Source organism: Dyadobacter jejuensis, assembly GCF_003149085.1.
In the GTDB taxonomy this organism is placed as follows: domain Bacteria; phylum Bacteroidota; class Bacteroidia; order Cytophagales; family Spirosomataceae; genus Dyadobacter; species Dyadobacter jejuensis.
Map to the genome: position 1 here is coordinate 64,690 of NZ_QGDT01000014.1, position 20,978 is coordinate 85,667.

Sequence of the window (20,978 nt, forward strand, 5' to 3'; positions counted from 1 at the left end):
TGTTAGGCTTGTGCCTCTTGTGTTTGTTTTATTCGAACAATATCAAAAAGTTGTTCCAGTTTCTTAAGGTCCTTGTTCCCAGGCTCTACCTCGAATTGACTGTTGACGTCGATCCCATAAATCGGCAAGGATACCGACAAGCTTACTACTTCATGTATATTGTCTAGGCTTATCCCTCCTCCTATCAGGAAGGGCTTTTGGTGATCGTATTTTTTGAGCAAACTCCAGTCGAAGGGTACCCCGTTGCCTCCTGGTTGATCCCCTTTGGTGTCGAACAAAAACAAATCGCAATGAGGCGCATAATTGTTGAGCATCGCAAAGTTGAAGCTATTGTCGATAGAGAAAGCTTTAATAATGTTAATGCCTTTTTGGCGAAGAATTCGGCACATATCGGGCATCTCTTGGCCATGCAACTGGGCATATTGGAGATCGTATTTTTTGACGGTTTCCAAGATAAATCCGGGGTTTGCATTGACAAACACCCCCACCTTACTAATGTCCTGAGGGATATTTCGTATAAATTCAGGGTCGAGCTCCTCTCCTACAAAACGAGGAGATTTTTCATAAAATATAAATCCAATATAGTTTGGAAGCAATTTGATAAGCTCTGCTATGTTTTCTTCAACACGCATGCCACATACTTTGATTTTCATATCGGGTTCAGTTTGGAGTTTATGGTGAGTTCGTTTTGTAAGTCATTGAAAGCAGCGCCAGGGTCGCTTCTCTTCATAAAGGTCTCACCTATCAAAAATCCTTTATATCCATGGGCATATAGGTTAAGGATCGTATCGGGATGTTCTAAGCCACTTTCTGAAATTTTTACAAAAGAATCTGGAATATGTTTACTTAATAGGACGGAAGTTTCTGTAGAAGTTTCAAAATTTTTCAAATTTCTATTGTTCACCCCCACCATATCCACTTCTTCGCAGAGGCTGCTTTGAAGTTCTTCGAGGTTATGAACCTCTAGCAGGACCTCCAATCCCAAGGCATGCGCCTGTGCAGCCATGGACTTGACGTGGGCGGGGCTCAGGCAGGCGGCGATCAGCAGGATCAGGTCGGCTCCTATGGCCTTGGCTTCATATATTTGGTAGGGGTCTACCATAAAGTCTTTCCGGAGCATGGGGATGCCGGGGTTGGTAGTTCTCGCCGATAGAAAATCTTGGAAGCTTCCTCCAAAAAAGTCGCTGTCGGTGAGTACCGAGAGGGCTGCTGCCCCCCCATGGATATAGGCAGCAGTAACGATTTCGGGCGTTACGGCCCCATTAATAAGTCCTTTGGAGGGCGACTTACGCTTAAATTCCGATATGATTTGGGGGGCTGTGGCTTCCCGGAGGCGGGAGGACAGGGAGATGGTCTGTCGACCAAATAATGGCTCCTGTTCCAAATCATCAATGGACTTTATCTTTTTCGCTGCTTGTATTTCTTCTTGTTTCCGAGCTACAATTTTCTCTAAAATGTTCATTCTATTTGAAATAAAAAGACCATGATTAGGAAGCCTAAGTTTGGTCCATAATGTGTTTATTACCTGGTATTAAGTTTAGATACTCGTCAATTTATTAAAACAGTCGAGCGCTCTCTTACTTTCTAATGATTCCCTCGCCTTGGCAACGGCTTCTACTAAGGATAACATCGGATTGGCACAATAAAGTGCCATTCCGGCATTGGCGAGTACCGCTTGTTTCTGCGCCGAGGTAGCCCTATCGTTAAGAACATTCATGAATATAGCAGCAGAGTCCGCTACCGTGGCTCCGCCGTGGAGCTGGCTGGCGGCAAGGGTTTCCAGGCCTAGGTTTGCGGGTGTTAATAGCTGCTCGGAATGGGGGCCTATGGCCTTAAAAGCCCCCGTCAAAGACACTTCATCATAACCATCCAAAGAGTGAACCACCAGAAATGATTTGTTGGTTTGTTGGTAAAGATAGGCAAAAAGACGTGCTAACTCAAGGCTAAATACGCCCACGAGCTGTTTTTGGGGGGATGCCGGATTGACCATGGGTCCCAGCATATTGAAGAAGGTTTTGACACCCAATTCGCGTCGTACCGGTCCTACGTTTTTCATGGCCGGGTGAAAGAGCGGAGCATGTAGGAAACAGACTCCCGCTTCGGCAATTTGCCTTTCTAGGCGGTCGGATTCGTTAGTGAACTTAACGCCCAAATACTCCAGAATGGTGGAGGAGCCACAAAGAGAAGAGACACCATGGTTGCCATGCTTAGCTACGCGCTGGCCGGCACCCGCTACTACGAAGCAGGATAACGTAGAGATATTAAAGGTGTCTTTTCCATCGCCTCCCGTGCCACATACGTCTATGGGGTCGTAAGCGGAGAGGTCCACACGTAGGCAAAGGTCCAGCAGGCCGTCGCGGAAACCTTCTAGCTCCTGAACGGTGATGCTACGCATGGCATATATAGTCAGGAAGGAGGCAATTTCTGAATTTGAATATTTTCCGGTTCCAATGCCAATCAGAATCTCTTTGGCCTGCTCCTTGGTAAGTACTTTGTATTCAAAAAGGTCACTAAGAATTTTTTTCATAGGATTAGGGTATTGTGGTGGCTGCTAATTTTATATAAATGTACTCAACTAGCCAGCCAATTTTGCAACATTTTTTTTCCGTGATCGGTCAACACCGATTCCGGGTGAAACTGCACGCCACGCACGTCGTATTGGGCGTGTGCTAGGGCCATTACTCTGCCTTGCTCGTCGACGGCCGTTATCTTCAGTTGGTCGGTAAAGGACTCCGGCAGCACGGTCCAGGAATGGTAACGCCCTACCTTAATCGTGTCGGGTAGTCCCTGAAATAGCCTTTCCGCAGGGTCGGTAATGATGGCTAAGTCGCTCACTCCGTGCAGTACTTCGGACATATTCTGTAAAGTGGCTCCATAAACTTCACCGATACCTTGGTGTCCCAGACATACTCCTAGTATACTCTTGGTGGGGCCGTAGTGCCGAATCACGTCTTGCATAATGCCCGCTTCGGAAGGGATACCTGGCCCGGGAGAAAGCAGTATTTTGTCATACTGCCCTACCTCCTCAAGGGTTATTTTGTCATTTCGGACGATATCCACTTGGTCGTGAAGCTCACGTAGGATGTAGACCAAGTTGTAGGTAAAAGAATCGTAATTATCGAGAACTAATATTTTCATCTGAAATGAATATATAAATAATGGTTAATTGCTTAAAAACTTACACATCTATCTTATAATTGAGGCGAAGTTCGTCGCCAGGAAGGCCTCTTATTCCCCAGTTGTGAGCTGGGGACTCTATCAGAACTATTTCAACGTCCTGGGGCCGAAGTCCCAATACTCGCTCAAAACGATCGAAAATCAGACTATAGAGCCTTTTTTTACTGGCGGTGGATCGGCCCTCAAATAGATTGAATTCTAAGATGATATAGCTTTCTGAACGTCCCTCTGGTGAATAGAAATCCTCATGGTCTAAATAGAAGAACCGATGGGCTCGCTTATCTTTAGGATAGGCCAAAGCCTCCACCACACAGCCATGGAGAACCTCCGATAGCTGGCTCCTCATAGGCTTGAGTACCGATGCAATTCCGTAAATTTTGATTTGAGACATAAGGCTAATTATATTTCGTTGGCAAACTCTATGGCCTTACGAAGGGCCGCTAGCTTACTGTTAATCTCCTGCAGCTCACTTTCTACCACCGACTTGGCTACTACGCCCATCCCAGCCCTATAGAAAAGGGTATTGTCCTTGCTTAGGAAAGTACGAATGGCAATGGCATGGTTGAAGTCTCCATTGAAATCCATAAAACCGATGGCACCTCCATAAATGCTCCTGTTGCTGGTTTCCATTTGGTCGATGAGCTTCATGGCGTTGTGCTTAGGGGCACCCGACAAGGTACCGGCGGGAAACGTATCGGCCACCAGTTGTAAGGGGTTGACGCCCTCTTTCATGCTCCCTACCACTTTCGATACCAGGTGTATTACGTGTGAGTAGTACTGCACCTCCTTGTAATTGGTCACTACCACGGCCTCGCAGCTGCGGCTTAGGTCGTTGCGGGCCAGGTCGACCAACATCACGTGTTCGGCAGATTCCTTGGGGTCGTTAAGTAGATCTTGGGCGGCTACGGCATCGGCTTGGTCGTCGCCTGTACGCTTAAAGGTCCCGGCTATGGGGTGTATTTCGGCCTGACCGTTCTTGATGAAAATCTGTTTTTCGGGAGAGGAACCAAAGATTTTATAATTGCCATAGTCGAAGTAAAACAGGTATGGAGAGGGGTTGATAGACCGTAAGGCGCGGTATACGTTGAAGTCGTCGCCTTGGAAACTACGGCTGAAGCGCCTAGAAGGGACAATCTGGAAAACATCCCCTCTTAAGCAGTGGTCTATGCCTTGTTGGATAACGGCCCGCATCTCGTCGTCGGTAACGTTGGATTGCTCTTCCGCTAGGACTTTGAACCCATACTGGGGGTAGTTACGGTTTTTGATCAGGGTTTCTATCTGCTCTAAGCCGCTTTCTCGTACCTGGTCCCCATAGGTATGTTCGAAAATGTAAAGCTCATTTTTGAAGTGGTTAATGGCTATTACATAACGGTAAACTTGATAGAATATCTGGTCTATTTCCGTTTCTGGTGTCGTTCCCTGGATCTCTATATCTTCGAAATACTGTACGGCGTCGTAGGTCATATGCCCGATGAGGCCGTTGGTATTGAAGGGGAAATTGTTCTTTTCCGACTTAAAGCTTTGAGCAAAACCATATAATGCCTGCACTGCATCCTTTCTTTTCTCCAGGGAGTAGGTGTCGATCTCGCCATTGGGGTAGGTGGCGGTCACTTGGCTGTCGTTGAGCTTAAAAGAGGCCACAGGGTCACAACAGATATAAGAAAATGAATTCTCATTGCCGTGGTAGTCTGAGCTTTCCAGAAGTATCGTATTGATAAACCGATCCCGGAGCTTCAAATAAATCGAAACTGGGGTCAATGTATCGGCCAAAAGTTTTTTGAATTTTGACTGAATAGGGAAGTTTTTTGATTCGGTTTGCATGTTTAGAAATAAAAGTAGGAAACAAAAAAAACGGCTCGCTGTTGAATGAACAGCGAGCCGTGATACGAGTATTTTTTAATTGTATACCATATAGCAACTTACGCGTCCAATTCCTTTAGACGAGATTGCCACCACCATACGATATTCAATTCGATATTCATGATAATTTCTTTTGATCTACTTCCTAGTATTGAGAAGGATCCGTGGCGCAAATATATAAAAAGACCAGGGAGATTATCAATGACCCTGGTCTTTTTATTTTTACAATCTATTTATTTTAGTCTTCCGAAGGCTGCGAACCTTGTAAGGATTGTTCTTCACGTAAGCGTTCTCTTTCTACCTTGGCCGACACCAGAATACTGATTTCGAATAGCAAGAATAAAGGAATGGCTACCAATATTTGGCTATAAATATCTGGAGAGGGGGTGATGATGGCCGCCACAATCAAGATTACGATCATCGAGTGCCTTCTGTATTCCCTCATAAAGGATGGAGTAAGGACCCCTACTTTGGAGAGTACGAATACCACTACGGGAAGCTGAAAGGCAATGCCACAAGCCAGCGTAAGCGTAGCCACCAAAGAAATATACGAGGAAAGGCTGAATTCGTTGATAATGGCCGGGTCGAGGGTGAAATTGGCTAAGAAATTAATAGCTAATGGAGTTACGATATAATACCCGAAAAACACCCCTGAAAAGAAAAGGAAGGTAACATAAAACACCGCACCTCTGGCCGATCTCCTTTCGGAAGGCTTGAGCCCCGGCTTTATAAAGCGCCAGATTTCCCAAAAAGCATAGGGGAAGGCGAAGACCAGACCCGCTATTACCGACGAGGTCATGCTCATGGTAAACTGATCGCCAACGCCAATCGCTTGAAGCTTAAAGTTGAGCGCCTTGATACATAGTTCCTCGTAGCCTACCTTGTCGGCCAATTGGCAGAGCATGCGGTAGGTCCAGAAGCCTGGTTGTGAGGGGGCTATGATGACGTAATGATATAATTCTTCTATAAAAATAAAGGCAATGATGGCGAATACAAGAATGGATCCTGCCGCTCTGATCACGTGCCATCTTAGTTCTTCTAGATGTCCCAGAAAGGACATCTCTTCACCTGAGTCTTCTTCCGTATTGTCAACTTCCTGATCTAAAGGCATACGCTAAAAATAATACTTGGGATTCAGTCATGAGGAGCTCGTATTGCCGGGTAGGCCCTGGCTAACGACCCCTTATTCCTGAGGGTTAATGATAAAAACTATGTACGAATATATGGGCTCACCAGATCGACGCATCCTGAAAATCGTATTTACTTAAAAAACCCGCCGCATGAGGGCGGCGGGTTGATATTGTACCTTGGTATGGCCTTAGTCCATAATGAAAGGATAGTCATTTTCGGCGTACACATCTGTGTAGGCTTCCGATGGGTCTGGGAAGTCGGATTCTTCGGCAAATTTGACCGATTCGGCGACAACCCCCTTTACCTTTTTATCGATGGCATCCAGTTCTTCGGCTGTGGCCATTTTGTTTTCGAGAATGATAGCCCTGATCTGCTCGATAGGGTCGCGGTGTTTGTATTCCTCTACCTCTTCTTTGGACCGGTATTTCTGAGGATCCGACATGGAGTGTCCTCTGTAGCGGTAGGTCCTAAATTCTAAGAAGGTAGGTCCATCACCTTTTCTAGCGCGCTCTGCAGCACGAGAAACGGCATCATGGATAGCCTCCACGCTCATACCATCTACAGGCTCCGAAGGAATATCATATCCTTCGCCTAGGGTATATAACTCGGTAACGTTAGAAGAGCGGGCTACGGAAGTACCCATCGCATATCCGTTGTTTTCAACCACAAAAATCACTGGGAGTTTCCAAGTGGTAGCCATATTGAGTGCTTCGTGAAAAGCTCCTTGACGGATGGCACCATCACCGAAATAACAAATACACAGGTTTCCCGTCTTTTTGTATTTCTCAGCGAAGGCGATACCTGCTCCCAAGGGAATTTGTGCCCCTACGATACCATGTCCTCCAAGGAAGCCATTTTCCTTGTCAAAGATGTGCATAGAGCCTCCTTTACCTTTGGTGGTACCGGTCTTTTTACCAAAGAGCTCGGCCATAATGGCGTTAGGATCGGTGCCTAAAGCCAAGGGTATTCCGTGATCCCGATAGGCGGTGATGTACTTATCCCCCTTCTGAAGGGCGGTTACCGCACCAGAGGAACAAGCCTCTTGACCGATATACAAATGACAAAAGCCACGAATTTTCTGCTGACCATAAAGCTGGCCCGATTTTTCTTCGAAGCGTCTTTGCAATAGCATATTCTCGAACCAGAACATATAACGTTCCTTCGAATGCTGTAATTTTGTTGGTGCTGCTGCTTTCTTTTTTTCAGTAACGGTAGCCATGTATTTGGTTCTCGTTTATAAAGACAGAACTTTGTCTTCAAGTTAATGGTTGAACAGAGTCTGTTTGTTGCCGTACTCACGCAAATGATTTGCGAAAATAAGCATAAACTAAATAACAATGAAGCTCATGTGGCTAGAAAAACTCCATCTTACATACTTTAAGAGTTATGAAGAGCGTGTTTTTGCCTTTGGAGCCCGGGTAAATTGCATCATTGGGGAAAATGGCAGCGGTAAAACTAACCTGCTCGATGCTATTTATTTTCTTAGCCTTACCAAAAGTGCTTTCCAAAGTCAAGATGCCTTGGCGGTTCAACATCAGGCCGATTTTTTTCTGATCGATGGGGTTTTTCGTCAGCAGGATCGAAGCGTACAGATCACCTGTAGCTACCAAAAGGGCCAAAGGAAGGTCATAATGGCCGATAAAAAGAATTATGACCGACTTAGTGATCATATCGGCCAGTTCCCCTTGGTGTTGATCGCCCCGAACGATACCGACCTTATTAGGGATGGTAGCGAGGACCGGCGCAAGTTTTTCGATGGGGTGCTTTCTCAGGCTACCGGCGACTATCTCCACGATTTTTTGCAGTACAATAAGATTCTTCAGCAAAGAAACGCCTTGCTAAAGTTATTTGGAGAAAGAAATTACCTGGATGAGGACCTGCTAGAAACCTATAATGAGCCTATTATTCATTATGCTCAACAGATTTATAAGCATAGAAGCCATTTTATGAGCCGCTTTATGCCGTTGTTCAGGAAATACTACCAGTATTTGAGCAGGGGAAAAGAAAGCGTAGATATCACCTACGAAAGCGAGGTGGCCAGTCCCAGTTTTGAATTAGAATTTCGAAAAAACCGCTCCCGTGACCTGCACGCCCACAGAACCTTAAAAGGGACACACAAGGACGAATATGTATTTGAAATTGATGGAGTTAGCCTCAAGAAATTTGGGTCGCAAGGGCAACAGAAATCCTTCCTGATCGCCCTGAAATTGGCACAGTTCGAGCTATTAAAAATAGAGAAAGAGCTCACTCCTATCCTACTTTTGGACGATATATTCGATAAGCTGGACGATCTGCGCATCCACCAACTTATAGAGCTGATAGATGATGGCTTTTTGGGCCAGGTGTTTATTACCGATGCCCGACCCGAACGATCCGAAAAAATCCTTGAAAAGGTAAAGGCGGAAGTGCGGTTTTTTGAAATCAACCGCCCCGCCGTTTAGATGGCCTTACTGCAGCCTTTGACCTTGCTTCTTTCTATACGAATTTGGGATTCAACCGCTTGGCTTCCGAAACAAACTCCTTTACTTTTTGTTCATCGTCCTTCTTGCACACTAGCAGTACTCCGTCGTACTCTGCCACTATAAACCCATCTAGTCCATTGACGACCACTAGCTTGTCCTTTGGGGTTTTAATGATAGAATTGGTAGTATTAAAGAGCAGGGCTTGCCCATCCACCACATTGTTCAGACTGTCTTTTTCGGATAATTCATATAGTGATTTCCATGTTCCCAGATCCGACCAGCCAAAGCTGCTCAAAACCACGTGAACGTTTTCGGCCTTTTCCATGATCCCATTATCAATAGAAATACTGCCGCAATGCTGATAAGCCCTTTGGATAAACTGTTGTTCAGCGGTTTTATAGTAATAAGGAATTCCCTCTTCAAAAATTTCGGCAATCTCAGGTTGAAATTCCTGAAGGGCTTTTTTGAAACTGTTGACATTCCAAATAAAGATGCCAGCATTCCAAACAAAATCCCCACTTTCAATGAACTGAACGGCCAGTTCATGTTGGGGTTTTTCGGTAAATGTCTTCACTTTCTTTACCGTAAGCTTGTCGGGGATGTATTGTATGTACCCATAGCCGGTGTCGGGGCGGGTAGGCTGTATGCCCAAGGTGATGAGAATGTCCTGCTGGTGTGTGGCTGCTAGGGCAACTTTGATGGTATTCCTAAAAACGCCCTCCTTGAGTATGATATGATCGGCTGGAGCTACCACAATATTAGCATCCGGGTTCATCGCGGCTATTTTATAGCAGGCATAGGCAATGCAAGGAGCCGTGTTTCTTCTGTGTGGCTCTAGCAATATCTGCTCCTCCTTTAAAAATGGAAGCTGCTCCGAAATTAAAGTTTTGTACTCTTCGCTACTGACAATATAGATATTTTCGGGTGGGCAAACTCCCTCAAACCGATCGGCGGTTTGTTGTAATAAGCTTCTGCCGGTACCCAGTACATCGTGAAATTGTTTTGGGTAGGAGGTCCTGCTGAATGGCCAAAATCTAGACCCAACTCCCCCTGCCATGATTATTACGAAGGTATTATTCATTTTTATAATGTTATAGCGCGATTGAAACCATAAAGCTATACATAAAGATTATTTCTGTCCCCTTCTTAAAGAGAAAATTACAAAGCTACTATTTTTCGATATAAGATAAACGACTGATGCATAGTGATCTTTCTATACTAGGCTCCTGTATATAGAATTAATGTAGGGTAATGTCAGGGAGGAATTGAATAATTTTCATTCTATGAATATGGAGAGAAAATTTTGAATTATTAGAACAATATTAATGGTAATAATCTGTATATTAGTAAAAATTCATCTCAAGCTATCCATTTAATCATGAAAAAATACATTATACCAAAGTCCCTATTTTTGGTGTCGATTTTGTGGCTTCAAAGTATGGTTGCCTCAGCACAGTTTACCCTTTCGGGGTCGGTCAGGGATGCCGCTACCCAGGAGCCACTCATAGGGGTGAGTCTCCAGATAAAAGGGAAGGTTATTGGAACAATAACCGATCAGGAGGGCCTTTTCAGTTTGACTACCACTACCGATCCGCCGTTTGTATTGGTGGTATCTTCAATAGGCTATGCCACTATAGAGGAAGCTATTTCTCCGGGGCAAACCCAGCTGCAGCTAGCGCTAACCGAACAAGTGGTGATGGGGCGGGAGCTGGTGGTATCGGCGTCGAGGGTAGAGGAAAGTGTGATGCAGTCGCCGGTTTCTATCGAAAAAATAGATATCCGGACCATCCGGGAGACCCCCCAGTCCTCTTTTTATGATGCCTTACAAAACCTAAAAGGCATAGAAATGAGTACCCAGTCTCTTACCTTTAGATCGGTGAGTACCCGGGGGTTTGGGGCCAATGGCAACACCCGCGTGGTACAGCTGATAGACGGCATGGACAATCAAGCCCCTGGCCTGAACTTTCCGGTAGGAAATGTGGCCGGTATTCCTGAGCTCGACGTAGAGAGTGTGGAAGTACTTCCCGGAGCGGCTAGTGCCCTATACGGACCCAATGCCATCAATGGAATCATCCTGATGAACAGCAAGTCGCCCTTTACCTATCAGGGGTTAAGTGCTTATGCAAAAACGGGGGTCATGCATGCCAGCAATAGAACGACTGTAAACACGCCTTTTTATGATGTGGGGGTTCGGTATGCCAAGGCTTTTAACAATAAATTGGCCTTTAAGGTCAATGCGTCGTATCTGACGGCCAAGGACTGGCAGGCCACCGACTACCGGGACATGAGCCTTACCAACGGCAGTACCCTCGACAATAATACCGATAATATCCGCAATAACCCCACCTACAACGGGGTGAACCGATTTGGAGATGGCACGGTAGGGTCTAATTTTGGAGCTGGAATATATGCCAATTTATATGGTAATGGGCTGCCAGGGGATGGGCAGAACGGGACTTCCTCGGTGCTAGGGGCCATTATGACCACTCCTGTAACGGCTACGGGGGCCACCTTGCCACAGCTTTTGGGGGGCGCCGACCCGGCGCAGCAATTGGCCGTGAGTCGCAATATATTCAATCAGATCGTGCCCAACAGCTATTATATTGGAGCACCCGGCTATGCTGAAAACCAGCTTACCAACTATCCTGCCAAAAGCTTGAAGCTGAATGCCTCCATACATTACCGACTCAACGATGACATAGAGGCCATCCTACAGGCCAATTGGGGTAAAGGGTCGGCGGTGTATACGGCTGCAGACCGCTACAACATTCAAAATTTCACCATAGGTCAATATAAAGCGGAAGTAAGAGGGAGCAATTTTTTTGTAAGGGCCTACACCACACGCGAAAATTCGGGTGATGCTCATGCCCTGGGGGTGATGGGGGATCTGCTTAGTCAGAAATATCTCCTTAGTATTGGGGGGGCATTGCCCTCGATATTGCCTGGCTTTGTAGGTACTTCCCTCAACAATTATGCTGGGGCCTTTCTACAGAGCTTTAGCACGGGATTGGCACAAGGACTTACTCAGCAACAGGCTCTCGCAGCGGCGTACCAAAGTGCCAATACCTTCGCTTCGGCAAACAGCACATCATGGCTTGAGGCCGCCTTGGCACCCAGCATCACTGCTGCCAACGAGGCCTATCTGCCCGGTGGTACGCTCTTCGACAGCTCCATAGAAGAGCTCAAAAAGAAGCCTATACCTTCGGGTGCCAAGTTTTTGGATAAGTCTAACCTCTATCATGGGGAGGCCATGTATAATTTTAATAAGCAAATAAACCCCAAAACCTTGGAGCTGGTCGTAGGAGCTAGCTACAGGCTCTACGACCTGAATTCGGAGGGAACGCTCTTCGAAACCCAAGACGGTACTCCGGAAGGTAAGGAGTTTAATATTAACGAATGGGGCGCATATGCCCAAGGATCGAAGACCTTCAAAGATGTTTTTAAGCTGACAGCGTCGGTACGGTACGATAAAAATGAAAATTTTAAAGGGCAGTTTAGTCCAAGGGTTTCTGGGGTATGGACCGTGGCCGGGGAGCATAACTTTAGGGCCTCCTTTCAACGGGGATTCCGGATTCCTACAACCCAAAATCAGTATATTAATTTGAAAACACCTAACGTCCGATTGATTGGTGGATTGCCCTTGTTTCGGGATAAATACGCCATGTACGACAATCCGGTATACGCACAGACGGACGTAACTCCCGCTGCCTTGGCTGATGGTAGCTTAAAACCATATGAATTTAAAGAATGGGAGCCCGAGCGGGTAGAGACCTACGAGGTAGGCTATAAAGGGGTCGTCGGAAGGAAGCTTTATATTGATGCATTTTATTATTACAACCGCTTCCTCACTTTCGATGGGGTGCAGCTAGTTCTGCAAAAAATAAATCCCAATGGCCCTATTACCGATCTGGGAGATGCTTCCAAACGGAATGCGTATAGCTTTCCAGTGAATGCCTCCCAAATCGTAAAAAATTCGGGCTGGGGAATTGGCTTTGACTATGTACTGGGCAAGGGATACACCTTTAATGCCAACGTAACTCAGAATCAACTCAATAATGGAGATGAACTGAAACGAAATGATCCGTCTTTTATTTCCTTTTTTAACTCACCAAAATACCGTTATAATTTAGGTTTCTCCAATCGGGACATTAACCGTTCGGGCTGGGGCTTCGGGGTGACCTTCCGCCAGCAAACAGAGATGGTTTGGCACTCGACATTGGCTACGATAGTGTCAACTGTAGGCGATCAGACCGTCATACCGGGGTATTCTACGCTCGATGCCCAAATAAGCAAGAAGATCACCCCCATAAGGTCCATCGTTAAGGTGGGAGCTACTAACCTTACAGGGAAGCTCTATACGACGGGCTGGGCCAATCCTTCGGTGGGGTCCATGTATTATATTTCTGTGACTTTCGACCAAATGTTTAACCGCTAAGGGTTCGAAACGGTAAGGTCGGGGGCTGGCTTCGGACCTTGCCGTTTATTTATTTTTCCCCAAAAGATAGGTCTCCAGCATCCCCCAGTCCGGGGACAATATAGTATTGCTCGTTGAGACCCTCGTCTATGGCACCAAGCCATAGGCGGCATTGGGGGATTCGTTCCTGTAAGTATTGTACTCCGTCGGTGCTGGCTAGTACGGCGGCGATATGAGTTTGGGCGGGCATGCCAAAGCGTAAGAGGGCGTGATAGGCCTTTTCCATGGACTTTCCTGTGGCCAACATGGGATCCATCAGAATCAGCGTTTTACCGGTGAGGTCTGGGCTGGTGATATAGTCCATTTCTACCTCAAACTCGTCGTCCATCAAGTTGTGCCCCCTATAGGCACCAATAAAGGCATTGTCGGCTTGGTCAAAAACACTGAGAAATCCTTGGTGCATAGGGAGTCCTGCTCTTAAGACAGTACTGAGAACTACCGGTTTGAGAAGTTTCCTAGAAGGGGCCGTCCCCAAGGGGGTCTCTACTTTTTCAGTCTTGTAACTTAAGCTTTTGCTAATTTCATAAGCCAGGATAGACCCAATTCTCTCAATGTTCCTTCTAAAACGCATTCGGTCCTGTTGCACCTGAATGTTCCGTAATTCGGAGAGATAGTGGTCGGCAATGGAGGGCGTCTGGGAAAGTAAATACATAACTTTGGAAGTTTTAGTCTCTAAAATGCAAGATAATACAAATTCATTCACGTAATTTGAATCTTTTGTGAATCACGCTTCTGTATGAAACCGGGTATGCGTATAGAATTATTTTATACATCCTATGTATCAAAGAATTATCGGGTATTTTATAATCCTTCTTAATTTTCTGTTTTCGTCATTTTCCATCGCCCAGAGTGCTTTTATTCCCATGAATGATGACTATGAGCATCTGATAGACCGGCTGGAGATAAAGCGGGGGCGGTTTAGCGAAGGGTTTAATTATAATGTAAAACCATTTGAAAGAAAGGCCGTCGTGGCCTTGACCGACTCTATTCTTAAAGAGGGGACGGTGTCGTTGACGGCTCGGGACTGGGACGCCATCGACTACCTGAGAGAGGATAGCTGGGAGTGGACTAAGGGATTTGCCGCCACCGATTCGGTCAAATATAACCAATGGGCCAGGCTCGGATGGTATAGGAAATGGAGGGGGCAGCGCCAACCCAAATATTGGAAACATGCCGCCGACTTATATGGTCAGCATAGCAAGGATTGGGATCTTCATTTTAACTTCGTTACCAACAACTTTATAGGGTTCGATGATGGAGCCCAGAGCAATAAAGCATTATTTTTTACCGGTCGCGGTATAGAGCTTAGAGGGATGATCAATGAAAAGCTCGGGTTCTATACCTTCGTGGCCGATAATCAAGGCCTTTTTCCTCAATACGTTCGTAGTTTTTCGCCAGAGTATAGCTTCCCTGGGGAAGGCTTGTCTAAAACGACTAAAAATGGTGGTTCCGATTTCCTTTCTGCCAGAGGCTATATCACTTTTAAGCCCCTAAAATACATCAACGTAAAGTTTGGTAATGACTATCAATCCTTTGGTAGTGGATATCGGTCCATGATCCTCTCCAATAACAGCAGCCCTTACCTGTTTTTGCGGATGGATACCCGATTTGGCAAGTTTCAGTATACCAACCTATGGACCAGCATGATTAACGACCAATCATTTACGGGACGGGACGGCCTACGGAGCAAGAAATTTGCGGCCATACATCATTTGAGTGTAAACATTACCGATAAAATCAATTTGGGGATTTTTGAAGCGGAAGTATTTAGCCGCGATTCCGTTGGTGGGGGCTACGACCTCAATTATCTCAATCCCATTATTTTTTATCGCTATGTAGAGTCGTATATCGGTAGCGAAGATAATGCCCTCATTGGACTGGACTTTCGCTGGTTATTGAATAAAAAGATGTCGATATATAGCCAGTTTATGCTCGACGAGTTCCTCACCAAGTACATGTTCAATGGGAGTAAGTCCTGGACCAATAAATATGCGCTGCAGATAGGTTCCAAATATGTAGATGCCTTCGAAGTGCCCGACTTAGACCTGCAATTAGAGTATAACCTGGCCCGCCCCTACGTTTACTCCCATAAGGATGGAGGGCGAAACTATGCCCATTACGGGCAGGCACTGGCACACCCATTGGGGGCCAATTTCAGGGAATTACTGGCCATTGCTAGGTATCGGGTCAATTCCCGATTGTCGGCCTATGGTACCCTGATGTTCGCGGACCAAGGCAAGGATATTCCCTATTCTGAAAGGAGTTATGGAGGTGATTTGATGAAAAGCTATGACAGCCGTTACTTCGATGAAGGTAATAAAATAGGGCAGGGAGTTTCGACAAAGACCAGCTTTGCCGACCTCCGGGTTTCCTATGCCTTGGCGCATAACCTGTTCCTTGATGGCCGAATGCTCTACCGAAAGGTGCACGCTGAAGAAGCACAATATGCCGCCAAATCGCATGTTTTTAGCTTGGCCCTCCGCTATAATATGGCCTACCGCCAACAAACTTATTGACAACACCGTTTCCTAATCGTATGATGAATACCCAACTGCCCACTAATCCACACGACATAAAAGACTTGGTACGCCTGGCCCTGTTAGAAGATATCGATACGGGCGACCACTCTACCCTTTCCTGTGTGCCCGCTCTAGGGGTTAATCAGGCCCATTTGCTGGTGAAACAGGATGGCGTTATTGCCGGGGTGGAAGTAGCCATGTTGATTTTTGAAGTGGCTGCTCGCGTATATGGTTTTGACATTCCTGAAATTGATGTGCGCATACAGGATGGTTTTCAGGTAAAAAAAGGCGATATTGTGTTGACTGTAAAAGGGAGTTCACAGTTGATATTGATGGCCGAAAGGTTGGTGCTGAATGTGATGCAACGCATGAGCGGAATTGCCACTTATACGAGCCAAATGGCAGCACTTATCGCCGACTTACCGGTGAAGCTGCTGGACACCCGTAAAACGACGCCCAATTTCCGGTTGTTTGAAAAAATGGCTGCGAAAATTGGAGGAGCCCATAATCACAGAATGGGGCTTTACGATATGATCATGCTCAAAGACAATCATATCGACTATGCCGGGGGGATTTCGGCGGCTATTGCCAAAACCAACGACTATCTGAAGCAAACTGGAAAAGATTTACGCATTGAGGTCGAAACCCGGAATTTGACAGAAGTAGATGAGGTCCTAAGGAATGGTCGAGTACAGGTCATTATGCTCGATAACTTTAGTCTTGAGGACTTAAAAGAGGCCGTAAGGCGGATCGACGGGCGGTTTGAAACCGAAGCGTCAGGAAATATTACCGAGAGGACCATCCGACAAGTGGCCCTTACTGGTGTCGATGGGATCTCTAGTGGGGCCATTATCCACCAAGCTAGAAGCCTCGATTTGAGCTTGAAAGCATACTAGTCGTTCCACGCTTATGAAGGGCGTATGGAAGTGATTTTTCATTGGTGTATACTAGGAAAATTCCACAGGAAGGCCGCCTGGGCGATGGTAGCCATATGTCTCAGTCTGATGGGTACCTTGGCTTGGAGCCAAGAGCCAGCACGTCCCACGATCGACCTCGCCGAATTTGTGCAGCGCTTGTTGCCCCTCGAGTCGGATGCTTCCGACCAAACAGACCTTTATGAGTCCCTCTTGCTGCTGTACACCAATCCCCTCGACCTAAACCAGGCTACAAGAGAAGAGCTGGCCGCTACGTATGTCTTGTCGGAGGCGCAATTGAATGCCTTAATGGCTTATAGGCAAGCCGTAGGGCCGTTCCTATCCGTTTATGAGCTACAGGCCATCGATGGCTTCGACTTGCCTTCTATATTCGACCTCCTACCCTTTGTGACGGTACAGCCCCCGCGCATGGGGCTGAGGACCGGGTGGGTGCAACCCACTCAGCACTTTCTGATGGTAAGGTCGGGCAAGTTGCTGGAGCAGCAGAAAGGGTTTTCGGCCATCGATACCAACGCCCGCTCCAACACCCGTTATTTAGGTCCGGCATGGAACGGCTACATCCGTTATAGAAAGAGTAGAACGGGGCTTTATAGCCTAGGCTTTACAATAGAAAAGGATGCTGGAGAAAGGCCATGGAACTGGTCGCCGAAACGGCAAATTTTTGGGCCAGATTTTACCTCTTTTCATGCTCAAGTACTCAATCGAGGCCGTGTCAAGAATCTGCTCTTGGGCGATTATCAGCTACAAGTGGGGCAAGGTCTGGTATTTGCGGCGGGGTTTTCGCTCGGTATGGGCTCAGAGGTAATCAGGTCTACCTATAGGAGTACTTTAGGGCTACGGCCATATACCTCCGCGCTGGAGGCCAATTATATGAGAGGGCTAGCTGCTACCATTCGGGTAGGTCCTCGGCTCGATGTTACCCTTCTAGGCTCCAGTACCCGTAGGGACGGGAGTCTGGACCAAGCCGTGGCCGATCCTAACGAAGCGGTTATCTCTTCGTTGGTAGGGTCTGGATATCATCGTACGGCGGCCGAGCGGGATAAGCATGGGAATATATCCGAACAGAACATCGGTTTCCATAGTCTATATCGGCTTAAGTCACAACAAGGCCAGCTGGGCCTCACTTCCCTGTATACCCACTATGGGATAAAGATCCAAAGGAAAGCCCAGCCCTACAACTATTATGAATTCAGTGGTGCTGACCACTGGGTATTAGGCTTGCATGGGGATTACCATTGGCAAAATTTTCATTTTTTTGGAGAAGGAGCGCGGTCGCAAAGTGGTGGAATCGGGGCCGTTGGAGGGCTTATCGCTGGATTGGGGAAAACCGTAGATTTTACCTTTCTACTGCGGCATTACGACAAAGACTTTCATACGTTTTATGGGCAGTCGCTGGCGGAGTCTTCGCGCCCTATCAATGAAGACGGTACCTATTGGGGCCTACGATATAGCCCTAGCCGAAAATGGCAGTTCAGCTCCTATTACGATTACTTTAGCTTTCCGTGGCTAAAGTATTTGGTCAATGCTCCGTCCCAAGGGTACTCTTATTTCCTTCATGCCCGCTACAAACCGCACAAAAGGTTTTCGGCCTACTTATTATTTCAACAGAAAAATAAAGAAAGGAATTTGCCCAATAGCGAGGCTAGCCTGGTACCATTAGTGGAAACGGAACGTCGCTCGGCGGTGCTCCATATGCAATGGGACAAGCCCATGAAATATGTTTTACGGACCAGAATACAATATGGAGCGTTCCGTTATATCGGTTATTCGGAGAGCAGAGGCTTCACTGTGGTGCAAGATGCTACCTGGAAGTTTGCTAAGGGGGAACTTAGCGGCAGGCTTGCCTTTTTTAAAACCGACAATTATGACAGTCGACAGTATGTCTATGAGAAGGATATGCTGTATGCCTTTTCTATTCCCGCCTATTATGATACTGGGACGAGGCACTATTTGCTGTTAAAATATAACCTGTCGAACGACCTTAGGCTATGGCTTAGATGGTCGCAGACCCGCTATCAACACCTTGACAGCATAAGCTCGGGACTGAATAGCATAGCTGGTAAAACGCGGAGCGAAATAAAGGCCCAGCTGTTGTATCAATTTTGAAGGCGTATCTTTGCGCTTGGATCCACTGGGTTCGGGTATTGATGTGTCCGATGTGGGCAGTTAGACCCATTACAAATTTTGAATATAATCGTAGATGTTCTCATTGGAACAATATCTACCAATCAACGAGATAAGGTATAAATGCAACAGACTAAAGAAGCTATATTAAAGCAATATTTTGGCTACGAAAGCTTTCGTCCTAACCAAGCCGCTATTATTGAGACGGTTATGGACGGACAAGACTGTTTAGTATTAATGCCCACAGGAGGAGGAAAGTCGATATGTTTTCAGATTCCGGCCCTGCTGAAGCCGGGGCTTACGGTGGTGGTGTCGCCGCTGATAGCCCTGATGAAAGATCAGGTGGAGGCTTTGAAGGGCAACGGCATAGAGGCGGCCTATCTGAACTCCAGCCAGTCGGGCCCGGAGCAGGATCAGATCCTCTGGCAAGCCAAATTGGGTAAATTAAAATTGCTATATATAGCCCCGGAGAAGCTATTTTCGGGCAATACCATTCAGTTCCTAAAGGAATGGCAGGTCTCGCTTTTTGCGATCGACGAGTCGCACTGTATATCATCCTGGGGGCACGATTTTCGTCCCGAATACCGCCAGCTGAATCTTTTGAAGGAGCTTTTTCCGAATGTTCCTATCATTGCCCTGACGGCCACAGCCGACCGCGTCACCAGGCGCGATATACTCAGACAGCTGGGTATTGAAAATGCACCGACCTATGTTAGCAGTTTTGACCGACCTAACCTGAACCTGACCGTATTGCCAGGACGTAAGCGGATAGAGCAAATCAAACGGTTTATCCATAAGCATGAACGGCAGTCGGGCATTATCTACTGCCTGAGCCGCAAGGGTACCGAAACCGTGGCCGCCAGCCTGCAAAGAGAAGGCATAAAGGCGGAGTATTATCATGCGGGGCTAAGGCCCGAGATTCGCTCCTCGGTACAGGAGCAATTCCTGAGGGACGATATACAGGTGATCGTGGCTACGATAGCCTTCGGAATGGGGATCGATAAGTCCAATGTCAGGTGGGTGATCCATTATAATTTACCTTCCAATGTAGAGAGCTTCTACCAGGAGATAGGTAGGGCAGGACGGGATGGATCTCCGGCCGATACCGCCCTTTTTTACAGCTACATGGATATTATTACCCGGCAGGAGATGATCAATAACTCCGAACAGCCTATGGAGCAAAAGGAAGTCTTGAAAGCCAAGCTCGAAAGGATGAAACAATATGCAGAGGCCGATATATGTCGTAGGCGTATCCTTTTGAGCTATTTTAACGAGGCCGTGGAGCAGGATTGTGGCAACTGCGACGTATGTCGTAATCCACGTACCCGGTTCGATGCCAGTATTATAGCGCAGAAGGCCCTGTCGGCCATTACCCGTACCGAGCAGAAAATAGCCATGGGGATGTTAATCGATATTTTGAGGGGAAGCCGCAACCGTAGTGTCATACAGTATGGCTACGATCGCCTTCGTACATTTGGAGTGGGTAACGATCTGAAGGGAGAAGAGTGGGCCGAGTATATCAGCCAAATGCTCAATTCTGGGGTGATGGACATTGCCTACGACGAAGCCCATGCTTTTAAGCTTAACGCTTTCAGTGAGCAGGTGCTCCGGGGGCAACGTAAGGTGGAACTGGTAAAATTCATACCTGTAGCCGAAAGAAAGGCCAAGGAGGAAGCCCAAGTCATAAGTGCCAAGCCTAAGCAGGAAATAATCAGAGATGCCCTATTCGAAAAACTGAGAGTGCTCAGGAAGCAGTTGGCCGATTCATTGTCTGTGCCCCCTTATGTTATTTTTTCGGATGCTACCTTGTCGGAAATGGCGCAAAAAAGACCCATCACGGAGGCACAGATGAAGGCTGTAGCGGGGATAGGAGCCGAAAAATACCGGCGCTATGGCTCCGTATTTATTGAGGAGATCGTCCGGTTTGCAAAGGAGAATACCCAGCCAGGTACCAGGATTGCCAAAGGGCTGACCTACCTGGAGACTTGGGAGCTGTACCAGCAGGGATACTCGGTGAAGGTGATGGCCCAAAAGAGGGATCTCAACCCTGTAACGATACTATCGCATCTGATCAAACTCAAGGAGGACGGCCATGCGGTGGATCTGGAAGCCCTCATGGACCCTCAGGCATATGAGCCTATTGTGCAGGCCGCTCAGGAGCTAAGTATTCGGAAAGATGAGCCCCTAAAGCCGATCTATGAGCTGCTCAACGAGCAGTACGACTATGGGCAAATTAGGCTGGCCCTCGTGATTGCAGAGGGCAAAAGCGGATAATATGCGTCTATGCCGAAGGTAG

At 46.8% G+C, this 20,978-nt stretch carries 16 protein-coding genes; 6 read left to right on the forward strand and 10 right to left on the reverse strand.

Annotated elements, in window-relative coordinates; genetic code table 11:
* Positions 1 to 2 precede the first annotated feature (2 nt).
* From CLV98_RS19805 to pdhA, 8 genes are all read right to left on the reverse strand, one after another.
* A complete protein-coding gene (locus CLV98_RS19805; protein WP_109677235.1) occupies positions 3 to 653 on the reverse strand; it encodes a phosphoribosylanthranilate isomerase in 651 nt (216 codons plus the stop codon).
* Positions 650 to 1,462, reverse strand: coding sequence for an indole-3-glycerol phosphate synthase TrpC (gene trpC / locus CLV98_RS19810; protein ID WP_109677237.1), 813 nt, complete (start codon positions 1,460 to 1,462; stop codon positions 650 to 652). The genes CLV98_RS19805 and trpC overlap by 4 nt, the downstream gene beginning before the upstream one ends.
* A 75-nt stretch (positions 1,463 to 1,537) precedes the next feature.
* A complete protein-coding gene (gene trpD, locus CLV98_RS19815; protein ID WP_109677239.1) occupies positions 1,538 to 2,527 on the reverse strand; it encodes an anthranilate phosphoribosyltransferase in 990 nt (329 codons plus the stop codon).
* A 44-nt stretch (positions 2,528 to 2,571) separates the two neighbouring features.
* Positions 2,572 to 3,138: an anthranilate synthase component II gene (locus CLV98_RS19820; protein WP_109677241.1), complete on the reverse strand. Its 567-nt coding sequence runs from the start codon at positions 3,136 to 3,138 to the stop codon at positions 2,572 to 2,574.
* 40 nt (positions 3,139 to 3,178) lie between these two features.
* Positions 3,179 to 3,568 carry a tautomerase family protein gene (locus CLV98_RS19825; RefSeq protein WP_109677244.1) on the reverse strand — a complete coding sequence of 130 codons (390 nt, stop codon included), beginning with the start codon at positions 3,566 to 3,568 and terminating at the stop codon, positions 3,179 to 3,181.
* An 8-nt stretch (positions 3,569 to 3,576) separates the two neighbouring features.
* Positions 3,577 to 4,998: an anthranilate synthase component I family protein gene (locus CLV98_RS19830; RefSeq protein WP_109677246.1), complete on the reverse strand. Its 1,422-nt coding sequence runs from the start codon at positions 4,996 to 4,998 to the stop codon at positions 3,577 to 3,579.
* A 277-nt stretch (positions 4,999 to 5,275) separates the two neighbouring features.
* Entirely contained in the window at positions 5,276 to 6,148 is an 873-nt protein-coding gene (gene tatC, locus CLV98_RS19835) for a twin-arginine translocase subunit TatC (RefSeq protein ID WP_109677248.1), read from the reverse strand.
* A 207-nt stretch (positions 6,149 to 6,355) separates the two neighbouring features.
* Positions 6,356 to 7,387, reverse strand: coding sequence for a pyruvate dehydrogenase (acetyl-transferring) E1 component subunit alpha (gene pdhA / locus CLV98_RS19840; RefSeq protein ID WP_109677250.1), 1,032 nt, complete (start codon positions 7,385 to 7,387; stop codon positions 6,356 to 6,358).
* A 127-nt stretch (positions 7,388 to 7,514) separates the two neighbouring features.
* On the opposite strand from pdhA, the gene recF reads away from it, so the two are divergent.
* A complete protein-coding gene (gene recF, locus CLV98_RS19845; protein ID WP_109677330.1) occupies positions 7,515 to 8,609 on the forward strand; it encodes a DNA replication/repair protein RecF in 1,095 nt (364 codons plus the stop codon).
* A gap of 34 nt (positions 8,610 to 8,643) precedes the next feature.
* On the opposite strand, the gene CLV98_RS19850 is transcribed toward recF, so the two are convergent.
* Positions 8,644 to 9,711 (reverse strand): mannose-1-phosphate guanylyltransferase, encoded by a 1,068-nt coding sequence (locus CLV98_RS19850; protein WP_109677252.1) that lies wholly within the window; start codon positions 9,709 to 9,711, stop codon positions 8,644 to 8,646.
* A gap of 297 nt (positions 9,712 to 10,008) precedes the next feature.
* Here CLV98_RS19850 and CLV98_RS19855 point away from each other — a divergent pair, with 297 nt between their 5' ends.
* Positions 10,009 to 13,065 carry a TonB-dependent receptor gene (locus CLV98_RS19855; protein ID WP_109677254.1) on the forward strand — a complete coding sequence of 1,019 codons (3,057 nt, stop codon included), beginning with the start codon at positions 10,009 to 10,011 and terminating at the stop codon, positions 13,063 to 13,065.
* Between the two features lie 49 nt (positions 13,066 to 13,114).
* Here the strand turns inward: CLV98_RS19855 and upp are convergent, their stop codons facing one another.
* A complete protein-coding gene (upp, locus tag CLV98_RS19860) occupies positions 13,115 to 13,756 on the reverse strand; it encodes a uracil phosphoribosyltransferase (protein ID WP_109677256.1) in 642 nt (213 codons plus the stop codon).
* 124 nt (positions 13,757 to 13,880) lie between these two features.
* Here upp and CLV98_RS19865 point away from each other — a divergent pair, with 124 nt between their 5' ends.
* The 4 genes from CLV98_RS19865 to recQ all read left to right on the forward strand — a co-directional run bounded on the left by CLV98_RS19865 (position 13,881) and on the right by recQ (position 20,956).
* Positions 13,881 to 15,620 (forward strand): capsule assembly Wzi family protein, encoded by a 1,740-nt coding sequence (locus CLV98_RS19865; protein WP_109677258.1) that lies wholly within the window; start codon positions 13,881 to 13,883, stop codon positions 15,618 to 15,620.
* Positions 15,621 to 15,643: 23 nt separating this feature from the next.
* Positions 15,644 to 16,519 carry a carboxylating nicotinate-nucleotide diphosphorylase gene (gene nadC / locus CLV98_RS19870; protein WP_170120690.1) on the forward strand — a complete coding sequence of 292 codons (876 nt, stop codon included), beginning with the start codon at positions 15,644 to 15,646 and terminating at the stop codon, positions 16,517 to 16,519.
* 24 nt (positions 16,520 to 16,543) lie between these two features.
* A complete protein-coding gene (locus tag CLV98_RS19875; protein WP_109677260.1) occupies positions 16,544 to 18,664 on the forward strand; it encodes a ComEA family DNA-binding protein in 2,121 nt (706 codons plus the stop codon).
* Positions 18,665 to 18,805: 141 nt separating this feature from the next.
* On the forward strand, positions 18,806 to 20,956 hold the full coding sequence (gene recQ, locus CLV98_RS19880) for a DNA helicase RecQ (RefSeq protein WP_109677263.1): 2,151 nt from the start codon (positions 18,806 to 18,808) through the stop codon (positions 20,954 to 20,956).
* The last annotated feature ends 22 nt before the right edge of the window (positions 20,957 to 20,978 follow it).

Coding starts and splice junctions, on each gene's coding strand:
- CLV98_RS19805 (WP_109677235.1), bottom strand. CDS start 653: ATGAAAATCAAAGTATGTGGCATGCGTGTTGAAGAAAACATAGCAGAG.
- trpC (WP_109677237.1), bottom strand. CDS start 1,462: ATGAACATTTTAGAGAAAATTGTAGCTCGGAAACAAGAAGAAATACAA.
- trpD (WP_109677239.1), bottom strand. CDS start 2,527: ATGAAAAAAATTCTTAGTGACCTTTTTGAATACAAAGTACTTACCAAG.
- CLV98_RS19820 (WP_109677241.1), bottom strand. CDS start 3,138: ATGAAAATATTAGTTCTCGATAATTACGATTCTTTTACCTACAACTTG.
- CLV98_RS19825 (WP_109677244.1), bottom strand. CDS start 3,568: ATGTCTCAAATCAAAATTTACGGAATTGCATCGGTACTCAAGCCTATG.
- CLV98_RS19830 (WP_109677246.1), bottom strand. CDS start 4,998: ATGCAAACCGAATCAAAAAACTTCCCTATTCAGTCAAAATTCAAAAAA.
- tatC (WP_109677248.1), bottom strand. CDS start 6,148: ATGCCTTTAGATCAGGAAGTTGACAATACGGAAGAAGACTCAGGTGAA.
- pdhA (WP_109677250.1), bottom strand. CDS start 7,387: ATGGCTACCGTTACTGAAAAAAAGAAAGCAGCAGCACCAACAAAATTA.
- recF (WP_109677330.1), top strand. CDS start 7,515: ATGTGGCTAGAAAAACTCCATCTTACATACTTTAAGAGTTATGAAGAG.
- CLV98_RS19850 (WP_109677252.1), bottom strand. CDS start 9,711: ATGAATAATACCTTCGTAATAATCATGGCAGGGGGAGTTGGGTCTAGA.
- CLV98_RS19855 (WP_109677254.1), top strand. CDS start 10,009: ATGAAAAAATACATTATACCAAAGTCCCTATTTTTGGTGTCGATTTTG.
- upp (WP_109677256.1), bottom strand. CDS start 13,756: ATGTATTTACTTTCCCAGACGCCCTCCATTGCCGACCACTATCTCTCC.
- CLV98_RS19865 (WP_109677258.1), top strand. CDS start 13,881: ATGTATCAAAGAATTATCGGGTATTTTATAATCCTTCTTAATTTTCTG.
- nadC (WP_170120690.1), top strand. CDS start 15,644: ATGAATACCCAACTGCCCACTAATCCACACGACATAAAAGACTTGGTA.
- CLV98_RS19875 (WP_109677260.1), top strand. CDS start 16,544: ATGGAAGTGATTTTTCATTGGTGTATACTAGGAAAATTCCACAGGAAG.
- recQ (WP_109677263.1), top strand. CDS start 18,806: ATGCAACAGACTAAAGAAGCTATATTAAAGCAATATTTTGGCTACGAA.